Source organism: Anabaena sp. PCC 7938 (assembly GCF_049315035.1).
Lineage (GTDB): Bacteria > Cyanobacteriota > Cyanobacteriia > Cyanobacteriales > Nostocaceae > Anabaena > Anabaena cylindrica.
The window spans coordinates 1,392,055-1,411,790 of record NZ_CP186034.1; the positions used below are offsets into that span (position 1 = coordinate 1,392,055).

At 37.2% G+C, this 19,736-nt stretch carries 11 protein-coding genes; 8 read left to right on the forward strand and 3 right to left on the reverse strand.

Going from position 1 to position 19,736, the window contains the following annotated elements:
• The first annotated feature begins 418 nt into the window (after positions 1-418).
• From ACOWPH_RS06555 to ACOWPH_RS06565, 3 genes are read left to right on the forward strand one after another with little or no spacing between them, the layout of a single operon-like run.
• A complete protein-coding gene (locus ACOWPH_RS06555) occupies positions 419-3,718 on the forward strand; it encodes a CHAT domain-containing protein (protein ID WP_015214621.1) in 3,300 nt (1,099 codons plus the stop codon).
• A gap of 6 nt (positions 3,719-3,724) precedes the next feature.
• Entirely contained in the window at positions 3,725-4,090 is a 366-nt protein-coding gene (locus ACOWPH_RS06560; RefSeq protein ID WP_015214622.1) for a hypothetical protein, read from the forward strand.
• The gene (locus tag ACOWPH_RS06565) at positions 4,087-5,472 is read left to right on the forward strand and encodes a hypothetical protein (RefSeq protein ID WP_015214623.1); all 1,386 of its coding nucleotides are present in this window, start codon (positions 4,087-4,089) and stop codon (positions 5,470-5,472) included. Before ACOWPH_RS06560 ends, ACOWPH_RS06565 begins: the two co-directional genes overlap by 4 nt.
• A gap of 486 nt (positions 5,473-5,958) precedes the next feature.
• On the opposite strand, the gene ACOWPH_RS06570 is transcribed toward ACOWPH_RS06565, so the two are convergent.
• The gene (locus ACOWPH_RS06570; RefSeq protein WP_015214624.1) at positions 5,959-6,702 is read right to left on the reverse strand and encodes a DUF429 domain-containing protein; all 744 of its coding nucleotides are present in this window, start codon (positions 6,700-6,702) and stop codon (positions 5,959-5,961) included.
• Positions 6,703-7,174: 472 nt separating this feature from the next.
• Between ACOWPH_RS06570 and ACOWPH_RS06575 the strand changes: the two genes are divergently transcribed.
• The 4 genes from ACOWPH_RS06575 to ACOWPH_RS06590 all read left to right on the forward strand — a co-directional run bounded on the left by ACOWPH_RS06575 (position 7,175) and on the right by ACOWPH_RS06590 (position 11,894).
• Positions 7,175-8,827, forward strand: a complete 1,653-nt coding sequence (locus tag ACOWPH_RS06575) for a mechanosensitive ion channel (protein ID WP_015214625.1) — start codon at positions 7,175-7,177, stop codon at positions 8,825-8,827.
• Positions 8,828-9,603: 776 nt separating this feature from the next.
• A complete protein-coding gene (locus tag ACOWPH_RS06580) occupies positions 9,604-10,686 on the forward strand; it encodes an iron-containing redox enzyme family protein (RefSeq protein WP_015214626.1) in 1,083 nt (360 codons plus the stop codon).
• A gap of 143 nt (positions 10,687-10,829) precedes the next feature.
• Positions 10,830-11,588, forward strand: a complete 759-nt coding sequence (locus ACOWPH_RS06585) for a hypothetical protein (RefSeq protein ID WP_015214627.1) — start codon at positions 10,830-10,832, stop codon at positions 11,586-11,588.
• Positions 11,589-11,678: 90 nt separating this feature from the next.
• Positions 11,679-11,894, forward strand: coding sequence for a hypothetical protein (locus tag ACOWPH_RS06590; RefSeq protein WP_242043196.1), 216 nt, complete (start codon positions 11,679-11,681; stop codon positions 11,892-11,894).
• A 79-nt stretch (positions 11,895-11,973) separates the two neighbouring features.
• Here the strand turns inward: ACOWPH_RS06590 and ACOWPH_RS06595 are convergent, their stop codons facing one another.
• The gene (locus tag ACOWPH_RS06595; protein ID WP_015214628.1) at positions 11,974-13,431 is read right to left on the reverse strand and encodes a GTP-binding protein; all 1,458 of its coding nucleotides are present in this window, start codon (positions 13,429-13,431) and stop codon (positions 11,974-11,976) included.
• 433 nt (positions 13,432-13,864) lie between these two features.
• Here ACOWPH_RS06595 and ACOWPH_RS06600 point away from each other — a divergent pair, with 433 nt between their 5' ends.
• Positions 13,865-15,586: an EAL domain-containing response regulator gene (locus tag ACOWPH_RS06600; protein ID WP_015214629.1), complete on the forward strand. Its 1,722-nt coding sequence runs from the start codon at positions 13,865-13,867 to the stop codon at positions 15,584-15,586.
• 99 nt (positions 15,587-15,685) lie between these two features.
• Here ACOWPH_RS06600 and ACOWPH_RS06605 read toward each other — a convergent pair whose 3' ends face one another.
• Complete coding sequence (locus tag ACOWPH_RS06605; RefSeq protein ID WP_015214630.1) at positions 15,686-19,516, reverse strand: GAF domain-containing protein; 3,831 nt, start codon at positions 19,514-19,516, stop codon at positions 15,686-15,688.
• Positions 19,517-19,736 lie beyond the last annotated feature (220 nt).

Genomic DNA, 19,736 nt, shown 5'->3' on the forward strand with positions numbered 1-19,736 from the left:
GAACGAAGTGAAGCATCTCGGTATGTGCCTGAAACCCTAGATTCTTTCCTTCGGAACGCTACGCGAACTTTCCACTCTGTTACACTCAAAATGACAATTATATGCACCATAATAAAGCTCAAATTTGACAATATCACAAATACATACTTTGCATAATTTATGATTCTCCTTTTGTCTGAATCAGGATGTCCAGGATTTAAGGATTTACAGGATAAGGATTTACAGATTTTGTAGGGTGTGTCAGATTCGATAATTTATCAAAATAACAGAAATTTGACATCTGACGCACCGACTGATGATTTTTTGTCTGAATCAGGATATAAGGTTACTGAGCGAAGTCGAAGTACAAAATTGTCAGAAATGGGGGAAAATACTATTGAAGCATCATCTAAATGCTACCCCATACCACCCCTAACTCATGGATGAAAAGCGTCTCCAGGCATATCAACAGCTAATTCAACAACTGCTTAGTTGCCCTAGTCAGGAAGAAGCGGAAATAATATTAGCAGCTAACACCGAATTACTCGATGCTGGCTTTTTACAGGTGGTGGTAGGGGTAGCAGGGATGTTTACCCAACAAGGAAAGGAAAATACGGCTAATTGGTTTATTGCTTTAGCATCTCAACTGAGTCAAGCGTTAAATATACCCCTAGATACAAATACCCCAGAAGCAGAAATAGAAACTCATTCACAATGTTTATTAGAAGTATTACAAGCAACCGCAGAAAGTCAAGGTAATCCGCAGGTAGTTTACTCCTTACTGGCAGCGAATACAGATAAACTCAATCTGACTTTTGCTCAATTATTGCGTGCCTGGGCAACAAAAGCACTAGAAGAAAAACCAGACATGGCAGAAAATATTGCTGAAATAATTTTTCGATTTAGTAGTTTAATTCAGCAATTTCCTTTGGGTAACAAAGCCAATAATATGGAAATTGGTATTACTGGCCATGAAATAGCTTTAACTATTTATACCCGTCAAACTTCCGCAAAAAATTGGGCAATTACGCAAAATAATCTGGGGATTGCCTACTTATACAGAATCAGGGGAGATAAAGCCGAAAATCTGGAAAATGCGATCGCTGCTTTTACTCAAGCTTTAGAAGTGAGAACCCGCACCGATGTTCCTGTAGATTGGGCAATGACGCAAAATAATCTGGGGACTGCCTACTTATACAGAATCAGGGGAGATAAAGCCGAAAATCTGGAAAATGCGATTAATGCTTATAAAAAGGCTTTAGAAGTGAGAACCCGCAACGATTTTCCTGTAGATTGGGCAGATACACAAAATAATCTGGGGATTGCCTACTTTGACAGAATTAAGGGAGATAAAGCCGAAAATCTGGAAAATGCGATCGCTGCTTTTACTCAAGCTTTAGAAGTGAGAACCCGCACCGATTTTCCTGTAGATTGGGCAATGACGCAAAATCATCTGGGGAATGCCTACTTTAATAGAATCAGGGGAGATAAAGCTGAAAATCTGGAAAATGCGATTAATGCTTATAAAAAGGCTTTAGAAGTGAGAACCCGTAGCGATTTTCCTGAAAAATGGGCAATGACGCAAAATAATCTGGGGAATGCCTACTCTGAAAGAATCAAGGGAGATAAAGCCGAAAATCTGGAAAATGCGATTAATGCTTATAAAAAGGCTTTAGAAGTGAGAACACGCAGCGATTTTCCTAAAAAATGGGCAATGACGCAAAATAATCTGGGGGCTGCCTACGCTGACAGAATCAGAGGAGATAAAGCCAAAAATCTGGAAAATGCGATTAATGCTTATAAAAAGGCTTTAGAAGTGAGAACCCGCAGCGATTTTCCTGTAGATTGGGCAGATACGCAAAATAATCTGGGGGCTGCCTACGCTGACAGAATCAGGGGAGATAAAGCCGAAAATCTGGAAAATGCGATTAATGCTTATAAAAAGGCTTTAGAAGTAAGAACCCGCAGCGATTTTCCTGTAGATTGGGCAGATACGCAAAATAATCTGGGGATTGCCTACTGGGACAGAATCAGGGGAGACAAAGCGGAGAATCTGGAAAATGCGATCGCTGCTTATACTCAAGCTTTAGAAGTGAGAACCCGCACCGATTTTCCGCAGAATAATGCCGAAATTTTATTAAATTTGGGTAGGCTTTATCAAGAATCACAACAGTTCAATTTAGCTTACGATACTTTTAAATCTGCCATTGCCACAATTGAAGATTTACGCGGGGAAATTATTTCTGGGGAAGAAAGTAAACGCAAACAAGCAGAGAAATGGAATAAACTTTTTAGACGCATGGTGGAAGTTTGTTTAGCACTGGGTAGAGAAACAGAAGCCATCACCTATATTGAACGCAGTAAAACCCGCAATTTAGTAGAACAAATTTTCAACCGTGACTTAAAAACTATTTTTCCTTCAAATGTTGTCATCCAACTAGAACAACTGCGAGATGAAATAGCGAGTGGACAGAATTTATTGCAAACCGGTAAAGCTGAAAATGCTATATCTTTAGCGCAACATCTCCAGAAATTACGACAACAACGCCAAAAATTTCAAGATGAATATTTACCGATTGGTTCTAGTTTTAAATTTACATCATTAGAGAAAATAGTTGATCAGGAGACGACAATTATTGAATGGTATATTGCAACTAATAAAATTTTTGCTTTTGTGATTCAACCAGGAGGTAAAGAAATGAGAATTTGGCGATCTTCATCAGCAGATTTTGATGCCCTATTTGATTGGGATAATAAATATGTAAATGATTATAAACAAAAAAAAGCAGCATGGAAAGATCAGTTAGATCAAAATTTACAGAATCTAGCGGAAATATTACATCTTGAAGAAATATTAAATCTAGTTCCATCAGAATGTGAAAAACTGATTTTAATTCCCCATCTTTTCTTACACCTTTTCCCTCTCCATGCGTTACCTGTAAAAAATTCTTATTTAATGGATTTATTTCCTCAAGGTGTGGGTTATGTTCCCAGTTGTCAATTATTACAACAGTTACAACTGCGTCAATATAATGATTTCCAATCTTTATTTGCTATGCAAACACCCACAGAAGATTTATATGAAAAAGATTTAGGTGCAGTTGCAGCGATTAAAAGACAATTTAATCAAAGTTATGTTTTGAAAAAAGACAAAGCAAAAGAATCAGCAATTATTCCAGTTACTGAAAACCTGATTCAAGCTAACAACCTGTTTTTCTTCTGTCATGGTGGTTTTAATGCTAATTCTCCCCTGGAATCGGGTTTACAATTAGCTGATGAAGTTTTAACTTTAGCTGATATCATCGCTCACATTAAACTAGAAAATTGTCGTTTAGTCACCCTCGCTGCTTGTGAAACTGGCATGATAGATGGTGACAATATTAGTGATGAATATATTGGTTTACCTAGTGGTTTTTTGTTGGCTGGTAGCACCAATGTGGTTAGCAGTTTATGGACTGTGAGTGCGACAGCTACGGCTTTATTAATGGTGAAATTTTATGAGGAATTAAAACATCAAAATAATATTGTCTTGGCTTTACAAACCGCCCAAAAATGGTTAAGAGATACAAGTATTACAGATTTTAAACAATGGTTACAGAAATCATCATTAACTTTTGCTTATCAATCAGAAATAAGCAAATATTTTGATATAATCGAACAGAAAAATGGTGAAAATTATCAACCTTTTTCATTACCTGTTTATTGGTCTGCATTTTGTTGTATTGGTAAAGGAGTTTAATTAATCATGTCAGTTAATAAAAAAGCTGCTATCGCTTTTATTGAAGTAATTGAAAATCAATCTGATTTGATTACTGATCAAATTCGACAAGACTTAGATCAATTAAGTGATCAATTGCCAGAAGATGATGAAGACATAGTAGAAAAAATAGAAAATTGGTTACAATCTTATCCATTACTTTTGCAAACATACAAACAAAATTTACAATCAATGGATTTATCTCTCACAGAAGATGGTGATATAGGTCCAGGTGGTGCTAAATCTCCTACACCACCAAACCAACCTAGCGAATCTTCTAAAGAACTGATTCAAAACGCTATCAAAGAAAATTCACCTTTATCTGATGATAAAAAATCCCAACCAAAACCGTGAAGAATTTTAGTCTTACCCTATATGCTTTTCATTTGCGACATACTCTCGCACATACACCTGATCAAGTTTTAGAAAATGCCTTTATTTTGTGGGATAATCTCTCTAAGTTAGGTGTATCTTCATTTCCTGCCACCGGTTTAAAAGATTTAAAATCTCAATTAATTTGTTATAAAAATGGTGAATACGAACCTCAACAAGAAGTAGGAAGAAAAAACGAATGGTTAACTCATTCCAGAGATTTAGATTTAGGAAGTTTCCCAACTACAGACGGATTTAAAATTAATGGCAATTTACAACCATTTTTACTTAATGATACCTATGCAGTTGATTTAACTCTGATTCCAGAATCAGCAAATATTGATATTAATGTACCGCAAATCCAACATTTTAAACCTAGTTGTTTTTTACCTTCCCAAATTCAAGCATCTCTAGGACAAACTTTATGGATTTATGGAGAAGTTGAAGCAAATGAAAATTGTCAAGATTTAGCGAATAAATTAGCTAATGCTTTAGTTGCTAATACAAACTTAAATCCTGTTTTTATTCACTCAGGAAAATTATTTGATAGTGAATTACTTATCTACCAAGCAAATGAGCCAAATGAACCAAATAATCCTGTTAAACAATGTCAGATTTTGATACTTTTAAATAATCAACAATCTAATACTGTACAACTTATTGTAGATGCTTATGAGTGGTTACTAAATTTATTATGTTGTTACCATAAAATCTTGTTTCTTAACTACCAAGCAAGCCAAAGTTACAGCAACGCAAGAACAATTTATAGTTATTTAGAGAATAAAATTCAAGAATTTCAAACTTTGATATCTAAACCCAAAACACAGATATCTGATTTGAAGAAACTATTATCAGAAATTCCGCAAAAAGGATTTGATTATACCCGATGTTTACAAGATTTACAAACTCATAATACAGCAATTCAGACAAATATTAGAAATTACCAAATTTGTTTAAATAAAATTACAATAATCAATAATCAAATAAGTCCTCAATTTTGGCAAGATTTTGTAGATAAAGATTGTCAAAAATGGCAAGAACAAATTCAAACAGATATTAACTATCTTACACCAGGTCAAGAATTATTTGGGCAATTTATTGATACAATTCGTGGTATTGTAGAAACAGAGCAAACTGAGAGCGATCGCTCTTTAGAAAAAACCATTCAAATATTAGGAATCGGCTTCGGTGGTGGTGGAATAGTTTCTGGTGTAGTTACTTCAAATATTGAAAAAATTAACCGTCCCATTGCTTTTATCTCTCCCCATAATCCACCTCATCCTTTTTACGCATCCTTATTTTTAAGTATCATTGCCACCTGCTTATTTATCATTGTCGGCTGGTTAATTACCAAACGTAAATAACATGAATTGTGGCGTTACTTTGAATTAAAAACTCATTTTGTCATTCTGTTTTGGCATTATTTTATTTAATAACCCAAGTTGTTAGTTATCTAGTTAAGGCTGATAATTGTTTAGGACTTACGCACAAGTTAGAGAGTGTTTGAAAAGTCCCTCATGGTGTATCAAATATTTTTAGATCCCCCCTTGCTAAGGGGGGTTAGGGGGGATCTGTAAATGCCTAAAATCACAACCTAAAACTTTTCAAACAACCTCTTACGGAAGAATGAACCACGAAGGAACGTTCGCGGTTGCGTTGCGAAGCAAAGGACACGAAGGAAAGAGGGTTTGAGAGATATTTTGAGTAAGTCCTGTTGGTAATGGGTAATTAGTAATTGGTGATAAAATCCCAGACTTCATCCTGTTCATCCTTAAATCCTGGATATCCTGATTCAGACAAATTCCCTAACTAGCAGCTGACACTATTAATATTTTGAATATCTAAAAAATTTAGTTACCAATTCTCTCTGGTATAACAATATAACCTGTGGTTAAATCTCCTAAAACTAGGTTGCGTTCTTCTCCCCAATACCACCAGTAAGCAGCTACATAAGCACAAATTAGGCTATCTAGTTTATCTTCTGTGGCTTTGAGTGCTGCACCTGTATGGGGGATTTCGGAAGGAAACGAACCGCAGATGAACGCAGATGAACACAGATAAGGTGGGATGCTGGGAAGTATTTCTATGATGTAATTATATAGTTTGATTAGTTCTGAACGGCGATCGCTAATTCGTCCTTTTTTGTATTTGAGGATGCGTTCTAATTTAAATAGATTTACTATGGCTGGGTGGGGGAAAACTTCGATTTGATATCTGTTGGGTTTTTGCGGTTCGATGCTTGGTGCGTGTGCAAAACCACGGGTTTCTAATTCTAAGCCAAAGTTGATTGTTCGTTCGGCAAATGGTAAGTTTTGGTTGGCGGGATAACAACCGGCGTGATATTTGCCAAAGTATTTATGACTAAGTTTATCTGGTAAACGACTCCCTGTAAAATTGGGGATCAGGGTGGGTGCATCTACAGCGATAATTGCATTTTCATCTGCTTGTACATTTTTATCTATCCAAGTGAGGATGTCTGCAATCGCTTCTTGGCGATCTAAATTTAGTAGTTGCAGTTTTTCATCTATCAGTTCTAAGCAGCATAGTCCACTGGGTTGGGATTTCCAGCCAAAATCAATGCCGACGAATTTCATGATTTTTTAGCTTAAATGTGCATTTATTATCACATTTGCCAGGAATACCTGGAGGAAATAAATCTATCTTTCAGAAGTTTCGTTTTAGACCCTGGTTCTTGTATGGTTTCATAGGTTCAGAATATTTACTGTGTAATTCACAAGGATGATTCATTTTTTACAATCAATATCTTGACCAAATTCAGATACTAATTTAAACGAAACTCAGCAAATACACTTGATATAATTTCCAATGTATGCGCTTACTGGTAAATGAAGTAGGTAAACACTAATGAACTTATGGAAGTTTACGATTGCGATTAGATAAGCTGTTGTGCATTTAATTTGTATAAGTCTGGCGGGCAAGATGCCCACCCCACAAGATTTAAACATTTTAGGATTATCAAATTTAGGTGCTTAACAGCTTATCGCTTCTGTAAGCGTTTCCAGTGTATGCGACGAAGACCTAAAATATCGAAAATATCGAAAAACCATGAATACAACTTGGCAAGGATTAACCCAGTTGACAGGTGTTGGTTTGTCGAATCAGGTGCAGCAATTTTTAGCACAATCGTCAAGCTTGCAAACTGAGACATCACCAATCAGTAGAGGAGTTGCGGATGTTCAAGGAGTTGTCGAACAACTAATTCTGTTTACTCCCCGGTTACTGGGATCGGCTGTGATTTTGTTAGTTGGTTGGCTGATTGCAGCGATCGCATCCAAGGCTATAGAAAAAATCCTCAATCGCACAAACATAGATAACCGAATTGCTGCTGGAATCACTGGTAGTCAAGATGCTCCCCAGATTGAGAAACTAATCTCTGGGCTAGTCTTTTGGAGTATATTTCTGTTGACAGTAGTGGCTGTTTTACAGAACCTGGGTCTAGAAGTAGCCTCTCGACCACTGAATAATTTTCTCAATCAACTGATTGGCTTTTTGCCCCAGGTGGTTGGTGCGGGCATAATTTTGGGTGTGGCTTGGTTCTTAGCCACTATCGTCAGGCTATTGACTGTTCGGACATTACGGACGTTACGATTTGATGAGCGTCTAAGTCAAGAAAACCAAGATGGTACACCCAGCACGAATCAATTGTCTCTCAGTGAGACTATTGGCAATGCTTTGTATTGGTTCATCTTTTTATTGTTTCTGGGGCTACTTCTGGAGACTTTGGGACTTCAGGAGGCATTACTACCAGTACAAGCTTTAACCACGGAGATTCTTTCTGTTGTACCCAATATTTTAGCGGCAATTCTCATTGGTACAGTTGGTTGGTTTATCGCCAATATCGTGCAGCGGATTGTCACAAACTTGCTACATACAACGGGAATTGATCATGTAGGCAGTCGGTTTGGACTATCTCCAGCGGCGGGGGTGCAATCTTTATCAAAGATTATCGGCACGATTGTCTATATTTTGATTTTGATTCCTGTAGCGATCGCATCACTCAATGCTCTAAAAATTGAGGCGATTTCTGCACCAGCAATTGTGATGCTGCAACAGGTTCTCAATACTTTACCCAGCATTTTTACCGCAGCAGGAATTTTAATTGTTTCCTATTTTCTGGGTAGGTTTGTCTCAGAATTAGTGACAACTATCCTCACCAGCTTAGGCTTTAACAACATTTTCACAGTTTTGGGTTTACCATCACTCAACCAGCAAGCAGTTTATTCCGAACAACCTACAGCACCAACCCGCACTCCATCAGAAGTAGCTGGGATTATCGTTTTAGTTGGGATCATGCTGTTTGCAACTGTGGCAGCAGTGAATATTTTAAATATTCCCGCATTAACATCATTAGTGACAGGTATTGTCATTATCTTGGGACGAATTTTAGCGGGATTGATAGTATTTGCGATTGGGTTATTTTTGGCAAATCTGGCTTTTAGCATTATTAGCAGTTCTGGAAATTCCCAAGCCAGAGTTTTGGCTCAAGTAGCGCGGATTTCTATCATTGCCTTAGTTTCCGCAATGGCACTGCAACAGATTGGGGTTGCTCCTGATATCGTGAATTTAGCCTTTGGGTTGTTATTTGGTGCGATCGCAGTCGCTATTGCCTTAGCATTTGGTTTAGGTGGCCGTGATGTAGCCCAAGAACAAATGAGAGAATGGTTAACCTCTTTCAAGGAAACAGGAAATAAGGAATAGGCAACATACTCACTTAAGTAGATGGGCGTTAAAAATTGTCGTTGAGGCAAGGGAACAGGAAGAGAGTTTTGGGCGATTTTACTTTTCTTCACGTACCTTTAAATTTTTCTGTTCATCTACTTAGGATCATGAATTTATTAAAGTACAATTTTCTTTCTTAGGGACATAGCAATACTCATTGGTGTCAACTTAACGTGAAAGACTTGTAAAAAAAGGATTTCACTTTTCTCGCCTTCTCGTTCCCATACAGAGTATGGGAATGAATTGTAGAAGGCTCTGCCTTCTATTAAAGCAGAGGCAGAGCCTCTGTAATGGTATTCCCAGTCTCTGACTGGGAACGAGATAATTTATTAAAGTGCAATTTTTTTTCTTAGGGACATAGCAATACTATCTCCCTACAGGTTATTTAATTCACGATCCTTTGCCACTTCCAAAAAATAAAATATCTCCTAAAAAATAATGATTAGGACTGACGCAATTACAAAATAAATTAAATAGACATTTCCAGAAAACATTGTAGAGAAGTTCTATGGAAATTCTCTACTACAAAGGTTCTAGGATAAGCATATTTAAATTCGGTCGATGTCTAATATATGTCCAATTATAGATAATATTTTAATCAAGACTGTTTCCATCTATAGATGATATGTATTTTTTTTATTCTAACATGAAAAGTAAAGACTGAAAAACCTTGAAAAAAGGCTCCTGATTAAGAAATAAAAGTTTCGGCAAAGTGATTCAGGGGACTGCTGTAAAGGACTTGGAGACCATCAAAAATGCTAATTAAGACCAGAGTAAATATGCTATTGCCAATTGTTAAAATATGTAGCTATGAAGAGGCAGAGCAACATTTTAATCGGCTGCTGATGCTAGAAAACTTAGACGAACAGGTGAAAAGACAACCTGATCTAATTAAAAATTTTGAAGACTTTTTCTCTTTAGCCTTAACACAGGCATACACAGAAAACTCGAAAGCTGAATTAGCAAATGGGTTTTTACAACGCTTACTTTATCAAATCAATCGCCTCAAATTATTTTGGTATGATGATTTGCAGTCGTACACAAATGAGCGTTCTAGTTATGTAGAAGAAGTGCGCGATCGCATTGAGTCAGTCTGGCAAGCATGGGAATTAACCCAATTAGATGTTGAAAAAATACAATCCTTAAACATTAAGCAATCTTTGCAGGAACGAGCAAATGTAGACTTAAATCCTCCCTTGTCAGCAGCAAAACGTTATCTACAAGAAGACATGAACTTAGAGGGCTATCGGTTATTATTAGCGATTGCCTCCTTGGATGGATTAGTAGAAGCTAGTCGTCTTTCTCGTATTTTGGGAGGCGCAAGTAACGAAATTCAGGCTACCTTAATTCGGGTACTTTTAGAAGAATATGGCAACGGTCGTCTATCACGAAAACACTCTACTTTTTTTGCCCAAATGATGGCTGAATTGGGACTAAAGACTGAACCAGAAGCTTATTTTGATATTGTACCTTGGCAAGTTTTAGCAAGTATCAATCACAACTTTTTACTAACAGAGCGAAAACGACATTTTCTCCGCTATAACGGCGGGCTGACCTATTTTGAAATAGCTGGACCCGCAACTTATGCAGATTATATGCAAGCAGCGAAACGATTGCAACTTTCCGATGCAGCTATGGGTTATTGGGAGTTACACATTCGTGAAGATGAACGACATGGCCAGTGGATGTTAACTGATGTTGCTCTACCTTTAGCAGACAAGTACCCCTATGATGCTTGGGAATTAATACTTGGTTATGACCAAGAGAAACTGATTAGCGATCGCGCTGCATCTGCGGTCATGGGTTTCATTCAAAATGCCAAATCAATCCAAATTTAAACATAAAGCAATCTATAGGAATCCGGTTTGATTCCTGTACCAGATTACCCACTGTATTGATCAGCAGCGTTACGATCTCCGTCATTTTGAAAGGTCGCGATTCTGGAATGGACATTTACTAAACAGTAATAACCGAGGTTTAGATGAATAAGTCTTTATTACATTCTCAAAAAGTAGTTAACACCTATCCAGCAGATTCTATACCCAAAGAAATATTTGTTTGTCCTGAAGAATCACTGTTTTATTCTCAATGTCTAGAGAGAATGGTTTTGAACGGCTGTGATGATTTCAATTCCATTATGGAATTTGGAGCCGGGGATGGTAGTCCGGTTATCAATAGCTTACTAAAGACTCAATTTAATGGCTTAATTAATGGCTATGAGTTAAATGTTCACGCTTGCGAAATTGCAAATTTACGAATTGAAAGCTATGATCTTAGGCATAAATACATTGTCCATAACTCTTGCTTTTTTAATAGAAATTGGCAACCCCAGGAAAACTTTTTAATCGCTAACCCTCCTTATTTGCCAGCGATTAGTAATGATTTGTATATGCCTTCTTTGCATGGTGGAACAGATGGATCATCTATAACCAAGCGACTCCTATCCATGAATTACCAAAGCGCAATGTTAATGATTTCCGCCTATTCTGACCCAGTCGGAACAATTGAGTATGCGATCACTCAAGGTTATCAAGTTGATGACTTTATTACTTCACCCATGAATTTTGGATACTATAGTTCCGAACCCAAGGTAAAACAGAGAATAGCCGAATTAAGAAAGTATCGCAAAGCTTTCTATTCTTCAAATATCTATGTTCTTGCAGGTATTCTTTTTAAAAAGCGCCACAGATTGAAAGCAGATTTATCTAAAGAATTGATTAAGACAATGACCGCATTATAAAGTGAGTTCTAAAATTCATATTTTCTTCACTTGGCTAAGTTCGCTCGTCATCTCGGTGCTTGTATAAACGCTAAAAAAAAGAGTGATTCAATGGAAAATACAATATCAGCATACTGGCTGGCGTTACCCAATGGTAGTAATCCCGATAGTCATCTTCTATTAACTAAGCTACTTCCTGGTTTCTGGTTATGGCTTGCGGCTCCAGGATTTTTGATGATTATTGCTAGTTACTTTGCTTATACGAAATACAAGAATCGCCTCGTGTTAAACCAGAAGCTTTCCAGAAATCTTTTGGATGAAAAGTGAACGACTCAGCCAAAAAGTTCTTCAACGCCATAATTAATTGAAGCGATCGCATCTCCAAATCTAATACAATGCGGGTTATCTAGCTTCTCCTAACTTTCACCTTTGTCAACAACTCATCTTTAATGCGGTTGAGAATTGAAGTTTCATCCAGCGTTGCCAAAATTTTACTAACAACTGCTTTGGGTCCCTCTGCCCCCCAAGTTGCCCCGTTAGCTAAATAAGCTTTAGTAACTTGTCCAATGCCATAGGAAGACACTCCAGCTACTCCTCCTTGAGTTATGGCTACGGATATATAGGGGGCTAGGGCAATTCCGGCTGTAGCTGATGTAGAGATACCCAGTAAACTTTTTAGACCACTCAAACCTAAATTTGCTAGTAGTTCACTGGCACCGATACCGCCCATACTCAGGGCAATTTTTTGTAGCAACTGTACAGCACCGCTTTCTGTCATGGGGATGCCGTAGAGTTGAGATAAACCGAGAATTAAAGCAATATCAATGACTACACCACTAAGTATATCAACTACAGTCACAGGATTGAGAGCGATCGCAACAGCCTTAGTCATCACCGCTTTCCAAATCAACTGATTCGCATTCTCTTCCCGAATCATCAATTTCCGCTGCACAAGCTGCTCATTCACCGTATCAGCATAAAGCATCGAATTTAAAGCCACTAAAGCTTTACCCTCACGTTGTAAAATCTCTAAAATTTTCAGCTTTAATTCATCAACTTGAGCATCACCTGAACGCAACTGTACACCCCTAGTCCCATCAGCACGACGCACCGCTGTTTTTACCAAAGGTGAAGCCGCAGACATCACAATCTCATCCGGTGAAACCAATTCACGCACCCTCTCATCCCGGATTTTGTGGTAAATTGCCATCCGGTCAGCTTCTGGGTATTGGTCAACTTTATTAAACACCAAAATAATCGGTTTACCAGCTTCCCGCAATTGAGAAAGTGCCTCATGTTCCATTTTTGTGATATCAGCAGTAATCACAAACAAAATTAAATCTGCTTGTTTTGCTATCTGTTCAGCCAAAACCGCACGGGTTTCCCCATCAACTTCATCTAATCCAGGAGTATCAATTAATTCAACTTGGGACTGACTACTAGTACCTAAAGTCACTCGCAAAGCTTTTTCCTTTTTACCAATTGTTTCTTCTGTAATCCTCCAATTCACCTTTTGTTCGGTACGGGTAACACCATGCAAAGGGCCAGTTTCAAAAACTGATTCACCAACTAAAGCATTAAGCAAAGAAGACTTACCACGTCCCACCATCCCAAAAGCAGCAATTTGCACCACCATACTTTCTAATTTTACAAGCATGGTTTCTAGGTCGGCAATTTCTGCCTCCAATCCAGATTTTTCTTGGACAGTGAGGTCGAGATTATTAACTAAATTTCTCAGTGCCGTTTTCGCTTGTTTATAGTTGAGTTCAGACTGAATATCTTCAAAGGTAAAAATGGCACTGTCCAATTCTTCTTCCCAGTTGGGTAATTCGTTCGCAGGGGGTTCTGGTAATGTTGATGTCATGTTAATTTATGAATTTTAGATTGACCTCGCTTCTGATTTTAGTAACTTTTAGCAAAAGTTTGAGAACATAGAACAGAGAAAATTACTATAATCCATAATTTACGTAACTGACTTATTAGTAGGGTACATCAGATGTTGATAATATGTAGATTTTTACCGAATTATCAAGCCTGACGCACCTTACAAGAGTATTGATTGCATAACTCCTATAATTCTTAGCTAATCACTGATAATCTCTATTTTTCCTTTTATCTGCAATTTTACTGAATTTTCATTAAACTTAATAAAAATAATTCTGTGTAATTCCTGCATTACAGCAGTTGACTATCTCTCCATTTTCACCGAATATAGAAAAGAGAATTTTTTATTAAGGAAACAATCATCAACATTAAATAAACAATCAAAATTGACACTTTTAATTAAACTTTAGCAAATGAACAAGATTTTGATCGTTGAAGATGATCCCCTCATGCGAGAGCTTATTCAGCAAATTCTCGACCTGGAAGGATTCTCTACTATCACCGCAGAGGATGGATGGCTAGGTTTACAGATGGTTGAACAGCATCAGCCTGATCTGATTATTTGTGATGTGATGATGCCTAAATTAGATGGCTATTCTTTAATTCAAACATTGCGCCAAAATCCAGTTAATTCCACAATTCCTTTAATATTTTTGACGGCTAAAGCCGAGCGATGTGATCTGCGTCAAGCCATGGAACTTGGTGCTGATGATTACTTAACCAAGCCATTTGAAGCCTCTGAACTTCTTCAAGCAATTAAGACGCAACTCAAAAAACGTCAAGCTGTTACCCAACACTATATAAATCAGGTTCAGCAGATGGAAACTGAACTAGTATATTTAGCTCGTCATGATAGCTTAACAGGTTTGCCTAATCAACTTTGTTTGGAAGATAAATTTAATAAAAACCGTTTACAAGTTTATAGCCAGCAACAAATGCTGCCGTTTCTACTTATTGATATCGATATTATTTATCCTCATAAATTATTTTTTGAATCCAGTATGCAATATTTTCTCATAAAAATATTGTCTGGAAGATTAAAAGATTTAAATTTGCAGAATAACTTGATTGACTTAATAGCTCAGTTAAAAACCAATCAACTAGTAATTTTATTAAAACCAATTCAAGAAATTAAGACTATCACTGATATCGCTCAACAATTTTTAGATAATCTATTAGAACCATTATTTATTAGTAATCAGAAAGTATTTCTTCAAGCAAAAATTGGCATTTCTTGTTATCCAAATGATGGACTACAACTCAGTGAATTATTAACTCATGCAGAATTTGCTCTTGAATATTATCAACCTCAAGACACAAATTTATATCATTTTTATAGCCGAGAGATACTAGATAACTTCCGCCAAAAAGTTATTTTAGAAGCTGATTTAATACCTGCTCTAGAAAGAAATGAATTTCAGCTTTATTATCAACCTCAAATAAATATTACCACAGGGGAAGTTGTTGGTGTAGAAGCACTAATTCGTTGGCAACATCCAGAATATGGAACAATTTCTCCAGCAGAATTTATTCCCATTGCTGAGAAATCTGGTTTTATTATTCCCTTGGGAGAATGGGTAATTGAAAGAGCTTGTAGAGAATTTAAAATTTTGCAATCTGAATTATTTAATAATTTTAATATGGCTATCAATATATCAGCTTGTCAGTTCAGAACAGAAAATTTTAGTGAAAAAATCATTGGCATTATCAAAAAAATAGGAATTGCTCCTGAATCTATCGAGTTAGAACTGACTGAATCGGTATTTATTCAAAATGCTGAATTAGTAAAACAGAAGTTAGATAATTTAAGCAATCAGGGTCTAAAAATCTCCATTGATGATTTTGGTACAGGTTACTCATCATTTAAATATCTGCAAGATTTTTCTTTTCATAGCCTGAAAATAGATCGTTATTTTATTACTAATATTGACCAATTTAAAAATAAACAAGCTCTTGTGAAGAGTATAATTCAGACAGCTAATAATCTTAATCTTAATATTGTCGCGGAAGGTGTAGAAACAAAAAATGAGTTGGATTGGCTAATGCAAAATAATTGTGATGTAATTCAAGGATATTTTTTTAGTCCCCCTTTATCAATAGAAGAATTGAAAAAATTTTTATTGTTTAAAAAATAAAATAGAAATAAAACTAAGCTTTTTCATTGCTGTAAATACAGCGGATTGCAGATCAATGAGGTACAGAACCTAAAGTAAAAGCCAGACACCAAGACAGTTTTACTCCTGACTCCTGACTCCCGACTCCTGAATTCTGCTGTAAGGAATAATGATTGTAAATGTTGTTCCTTGTCCTAGTTTACTATCAAAGGAAATTTCCCCTTTGTGCAGATCAACACACTTTTTAACTATGGACAATCCTAAGCCTGTACCAGAAATAGTGCCAACGTTAGAAGCTCGATGAAAAGGTGCAAATAAATTAATTTTGTATTCTTCTGGAATACCGATACCAGAATCTTTGATTTTAAAGATTAATTTGTCATCTTCTATGGTCAAATCAAATTTAATTAAACTTGTTTGAGGAGAATATTTAATAGCATTTGTCAATATATTTGCGAGAATTTGTTGGAGGATTTTTTTGTCCAACTGTACTATAAAAGAATTATCTAATATTGGCTTGCTGGCTGTAAATGAAAATTCTATTACGTGTTTGTTACTAGTGGCTTCTATTTGCTGCGTGATCTGATGACAAAAAGCAATGATATCTGATGCTTCTGGTTTGAATTCCATCTTCTCGGCTTCAGTACGATTAATCATGAGAACATCGTCAAGAAGTTGGATGATATGCTTAATGGTTTTTTGGATGGTTCCCAGATGTTCTTGTTGTTTTTCTGCGCTCAGACGCTCTCTAAATTTTTGTAAAATGCCTGTAGATGAGGCAATAATGGCTAAGGGTGTGCGAAATTCATGGGATGCCATAGTAATGAAGCGCGATCGCATTTTGCTGACTTCTTTTTCTTGCACTAGAGACAGTTGCAATTGCTCGAAGAGAGCCGCTTGTTGAATTGCGATCGCTAATTGGTTGGCTATTTGTTGCAACAATTGGGCTTCATCTTCTTCCCAAACACGTTTTGTGCTACAAGCATGGACAACCAACACACCCCACAATTTCTGTTTATGCTCAGAACTTACCCAACGTCCGGTTTCGTTTTCTCCAAGTTCCTGCAAAATGGGAGCGACAATTTTAGACTGGATATTTCCTTGAGTGGTGTATTCTACCAAGCAAGATGTCCAGATATCGTTGATCACATCAGGAACAATCCGGGGTTTTCCCTGCCAGTAGCAGTCTAAAATCTCTTGTGACCATTTTTCATCTTCCCAATGATAATTTTTGAGGGCTGCATACTCGCTAGAAACGACTTCTTCCACAATTTGACTTCTGCCATTAGGAAACAGACGGAAGATAATCACCCGTTCTACCTGCATTAATTCTTTAACTTGTTGGGTAACGGTGGCGAGAATATGGTTTACATTTAGCGTAGAACGAATTTGTTGGGTGATATCTTGAATAATTTTCTGCCGTTGTAGTTGCAGTGATATCGCATCTTCAGCTTGCTTTCTAATAATCAGTTCAGATTGTACTTGCTCATATAAAATAGACTGTTGAATGGCGATCGCTAATTGATGCGCTATTTGTTGGACAAGCTCAACTTCAAACTCTTGCCAGTGACGGGGGACAGAACATTGATGAATACACAACAAACCCCACAAATTTTCTCCCTGTAGCAATGGCACAACTAAGTTAGCTCGAACCTGAAATTGTGCCAAAACATCTCGATGACAATCTGTTAGTCCAGCATTGTCAAGATCGTCTACTACTTGAATTCGTCCTTGCTGATAGTGAGCAGCATATTGCTCACCAAAACATTTGTTATTAATTTTAGTCGCTAGAGCAGATGTAAAGCCTTCAACTACAGATTCAGAGACAAATTTACTATCATTAAAATTGCTGACAGGATCTAATTGAAAAATTACTACCCGATCTGCATTCATGAATTGTCGGATTTCTTGAGTCGCAGTATTAAAAATAGTAGCCAAATCCAGGGATTGACGAATGCGTTGGGTAGTCTGGTAGAGCAAATGTTCTCTTTCTGCTTGCTGCTTAATTATTTTTTCTGCTTGCTTGCGATCGCTAATATCAAGAAGTACGCCTTGACATCCTATGATTACACCACTTGCATCTTTGAGGTTTGAAGCTTTGGATTCCACCCAAATATAGCTACCATTTTGATGGAGATGACGGAATTCTGCACTTACTAAATTCTTATCAGATTTGCCCAACTCTTCAGAAGTGCTAATCATGTATGGGCGGTCATCTGGATGGATTAATGATATGAACGATTGTCCATAAAATTTTTCTACTTCCCAGCCAAATAGCTCTTGAAATTGCGGTGAAAGGTAGATCAATTCTCCCTTTGTGTTGCATAACCAAGTCACATGAGTAGCTGCTTCTACCAAATTGCGGTATTTGGCTTCACTGGCTTGTAAAGCTTTAGTACGCTCTTGAATTTGATTTTCTAATTCTTGATTGAGTTGATATAACTGTTGGTGGGTCTGTGCCTGTTGAATGGCAACTGAAAGTTGAATCGACAGTTGCCGCACCAGTTCGATTTCCTCAAGTTCCCAATTGTGGGACTGATCGCGGTAACTTGTTAATATCAATCCCCAAAGCTGTTCTGCTATGACGATAGGAACCATTAATTTGGCCCGAATATCCAACTCAATGAGCATATCCTGATAGCAATCACTCATGGATTCGGAATGGATATCATTAATAACCCGAATCTGACCTTGACGGTAAGGTTCAAGCCATTCTGGGGTAATACAGGGATCTTGAGGCTCATCATGGAGGATAGACACTCCATTTGCAACTATGGATTCGGCGATAACTGTACCGCTAAAGTCAGGACGGAACTGGTAAATAATGACGCGATCGCATTGCAAGAGCGATCGCATTTCTGCAACTGTGGTATTGAGAATATCTTGTAAATTTAAAGATGACCGAATTTGAGCAGCAATTTTAGTAATTAACTGTTCGCGCACTATTTTTTTTCTGAGTGCAATGGTGCGCTCACCTACTTCCTCTTCTAGTTCAACGGTGCGATTTTCTAGCAGTTCTATTTTCTCGGCTTCTAATTGCGATACTTTTTTTTCTAAAAGTTCTGTTAATTTATATAACTCTAAGGGATTAAGAACTTGTAATATACTGCTTTGGGTAACGATGCCTAACAATTCTCCGTTTGTTCCTGTCACCGCTAAACGCTGAATCAATCGCTGCTCCATGATCTGCTGTACGTTCCACAGAGATTCATCGGCATTGACACAGAAAATCGGCGTACTCATGACAGCCTCTGCGAGACAAGTTTCAAAATTCAGGTCTAAGGCTTGAAACTGGACAATATCACGCTCAGTGACAATACCGATAGGAATAATTAGGGATGCCTGTGTTTGTACGATGACGACAGAACTGATGCGGTTTTCTGCCATTAAGCGAGCGATCATTAGTATGGAAATATGAGGAGCAGCACAAATCACCTTTGTTGTCATCACTTCACTAACAAGACGCAGCCGCAACAAGTCCACAGGCCGTGATTTTTGCCGCAAACTTTCATGAGTTAGCAGTCCCACCAGTTGATTTTGCTCATCAATCACTGGTAAATGACGAATTTTATGGTGTTGAAGCAGATTAATGGCAAAAAAGAGGTCAGTAAACTCCGACTCGTACAAGGTGACAAGAGGATAAGCCATAACATCGCGGATGGCTAGGTTGTTTAATTTTCGTCTTTGGGCGCTGAGTCGCACCACATCTCTTTCTGTAAAAATCCCTATCGGTTGATTATTTTCTACAACCACAACACAGCTTGAACGTGCCTCTGCTAGTAAGCTTTCTTGTTTGCTGTCAGTGTTTTGGGAAACTGAACACACTGATCTGACACCACTCATTTGAGCGATCGCTTCCACTACCGTTGTTTCTGGCGTTACTAATAGCGGGTCACGAACTATAGCTAATCTGAGTTCAGCTTGAGTGTGTGCTTTTGCAGGTACAAACATTGTTTAGATAGGTATGTTTATTGCTTTTTGGATAATTACTCTTACAATTGAGTTCAATATAATGACTATAGAATATATACAGCATCTTATAGCTGAATTAAGTCAAGACGGAGCGTTCTTATAAACCTATAAAACCAGAAATCTTTATTTCTGCGTGCTGTGTAAGTTTAATTGTCCTAAATACATATTTTACTACTATAAAAGAGAATAAACCTTATCA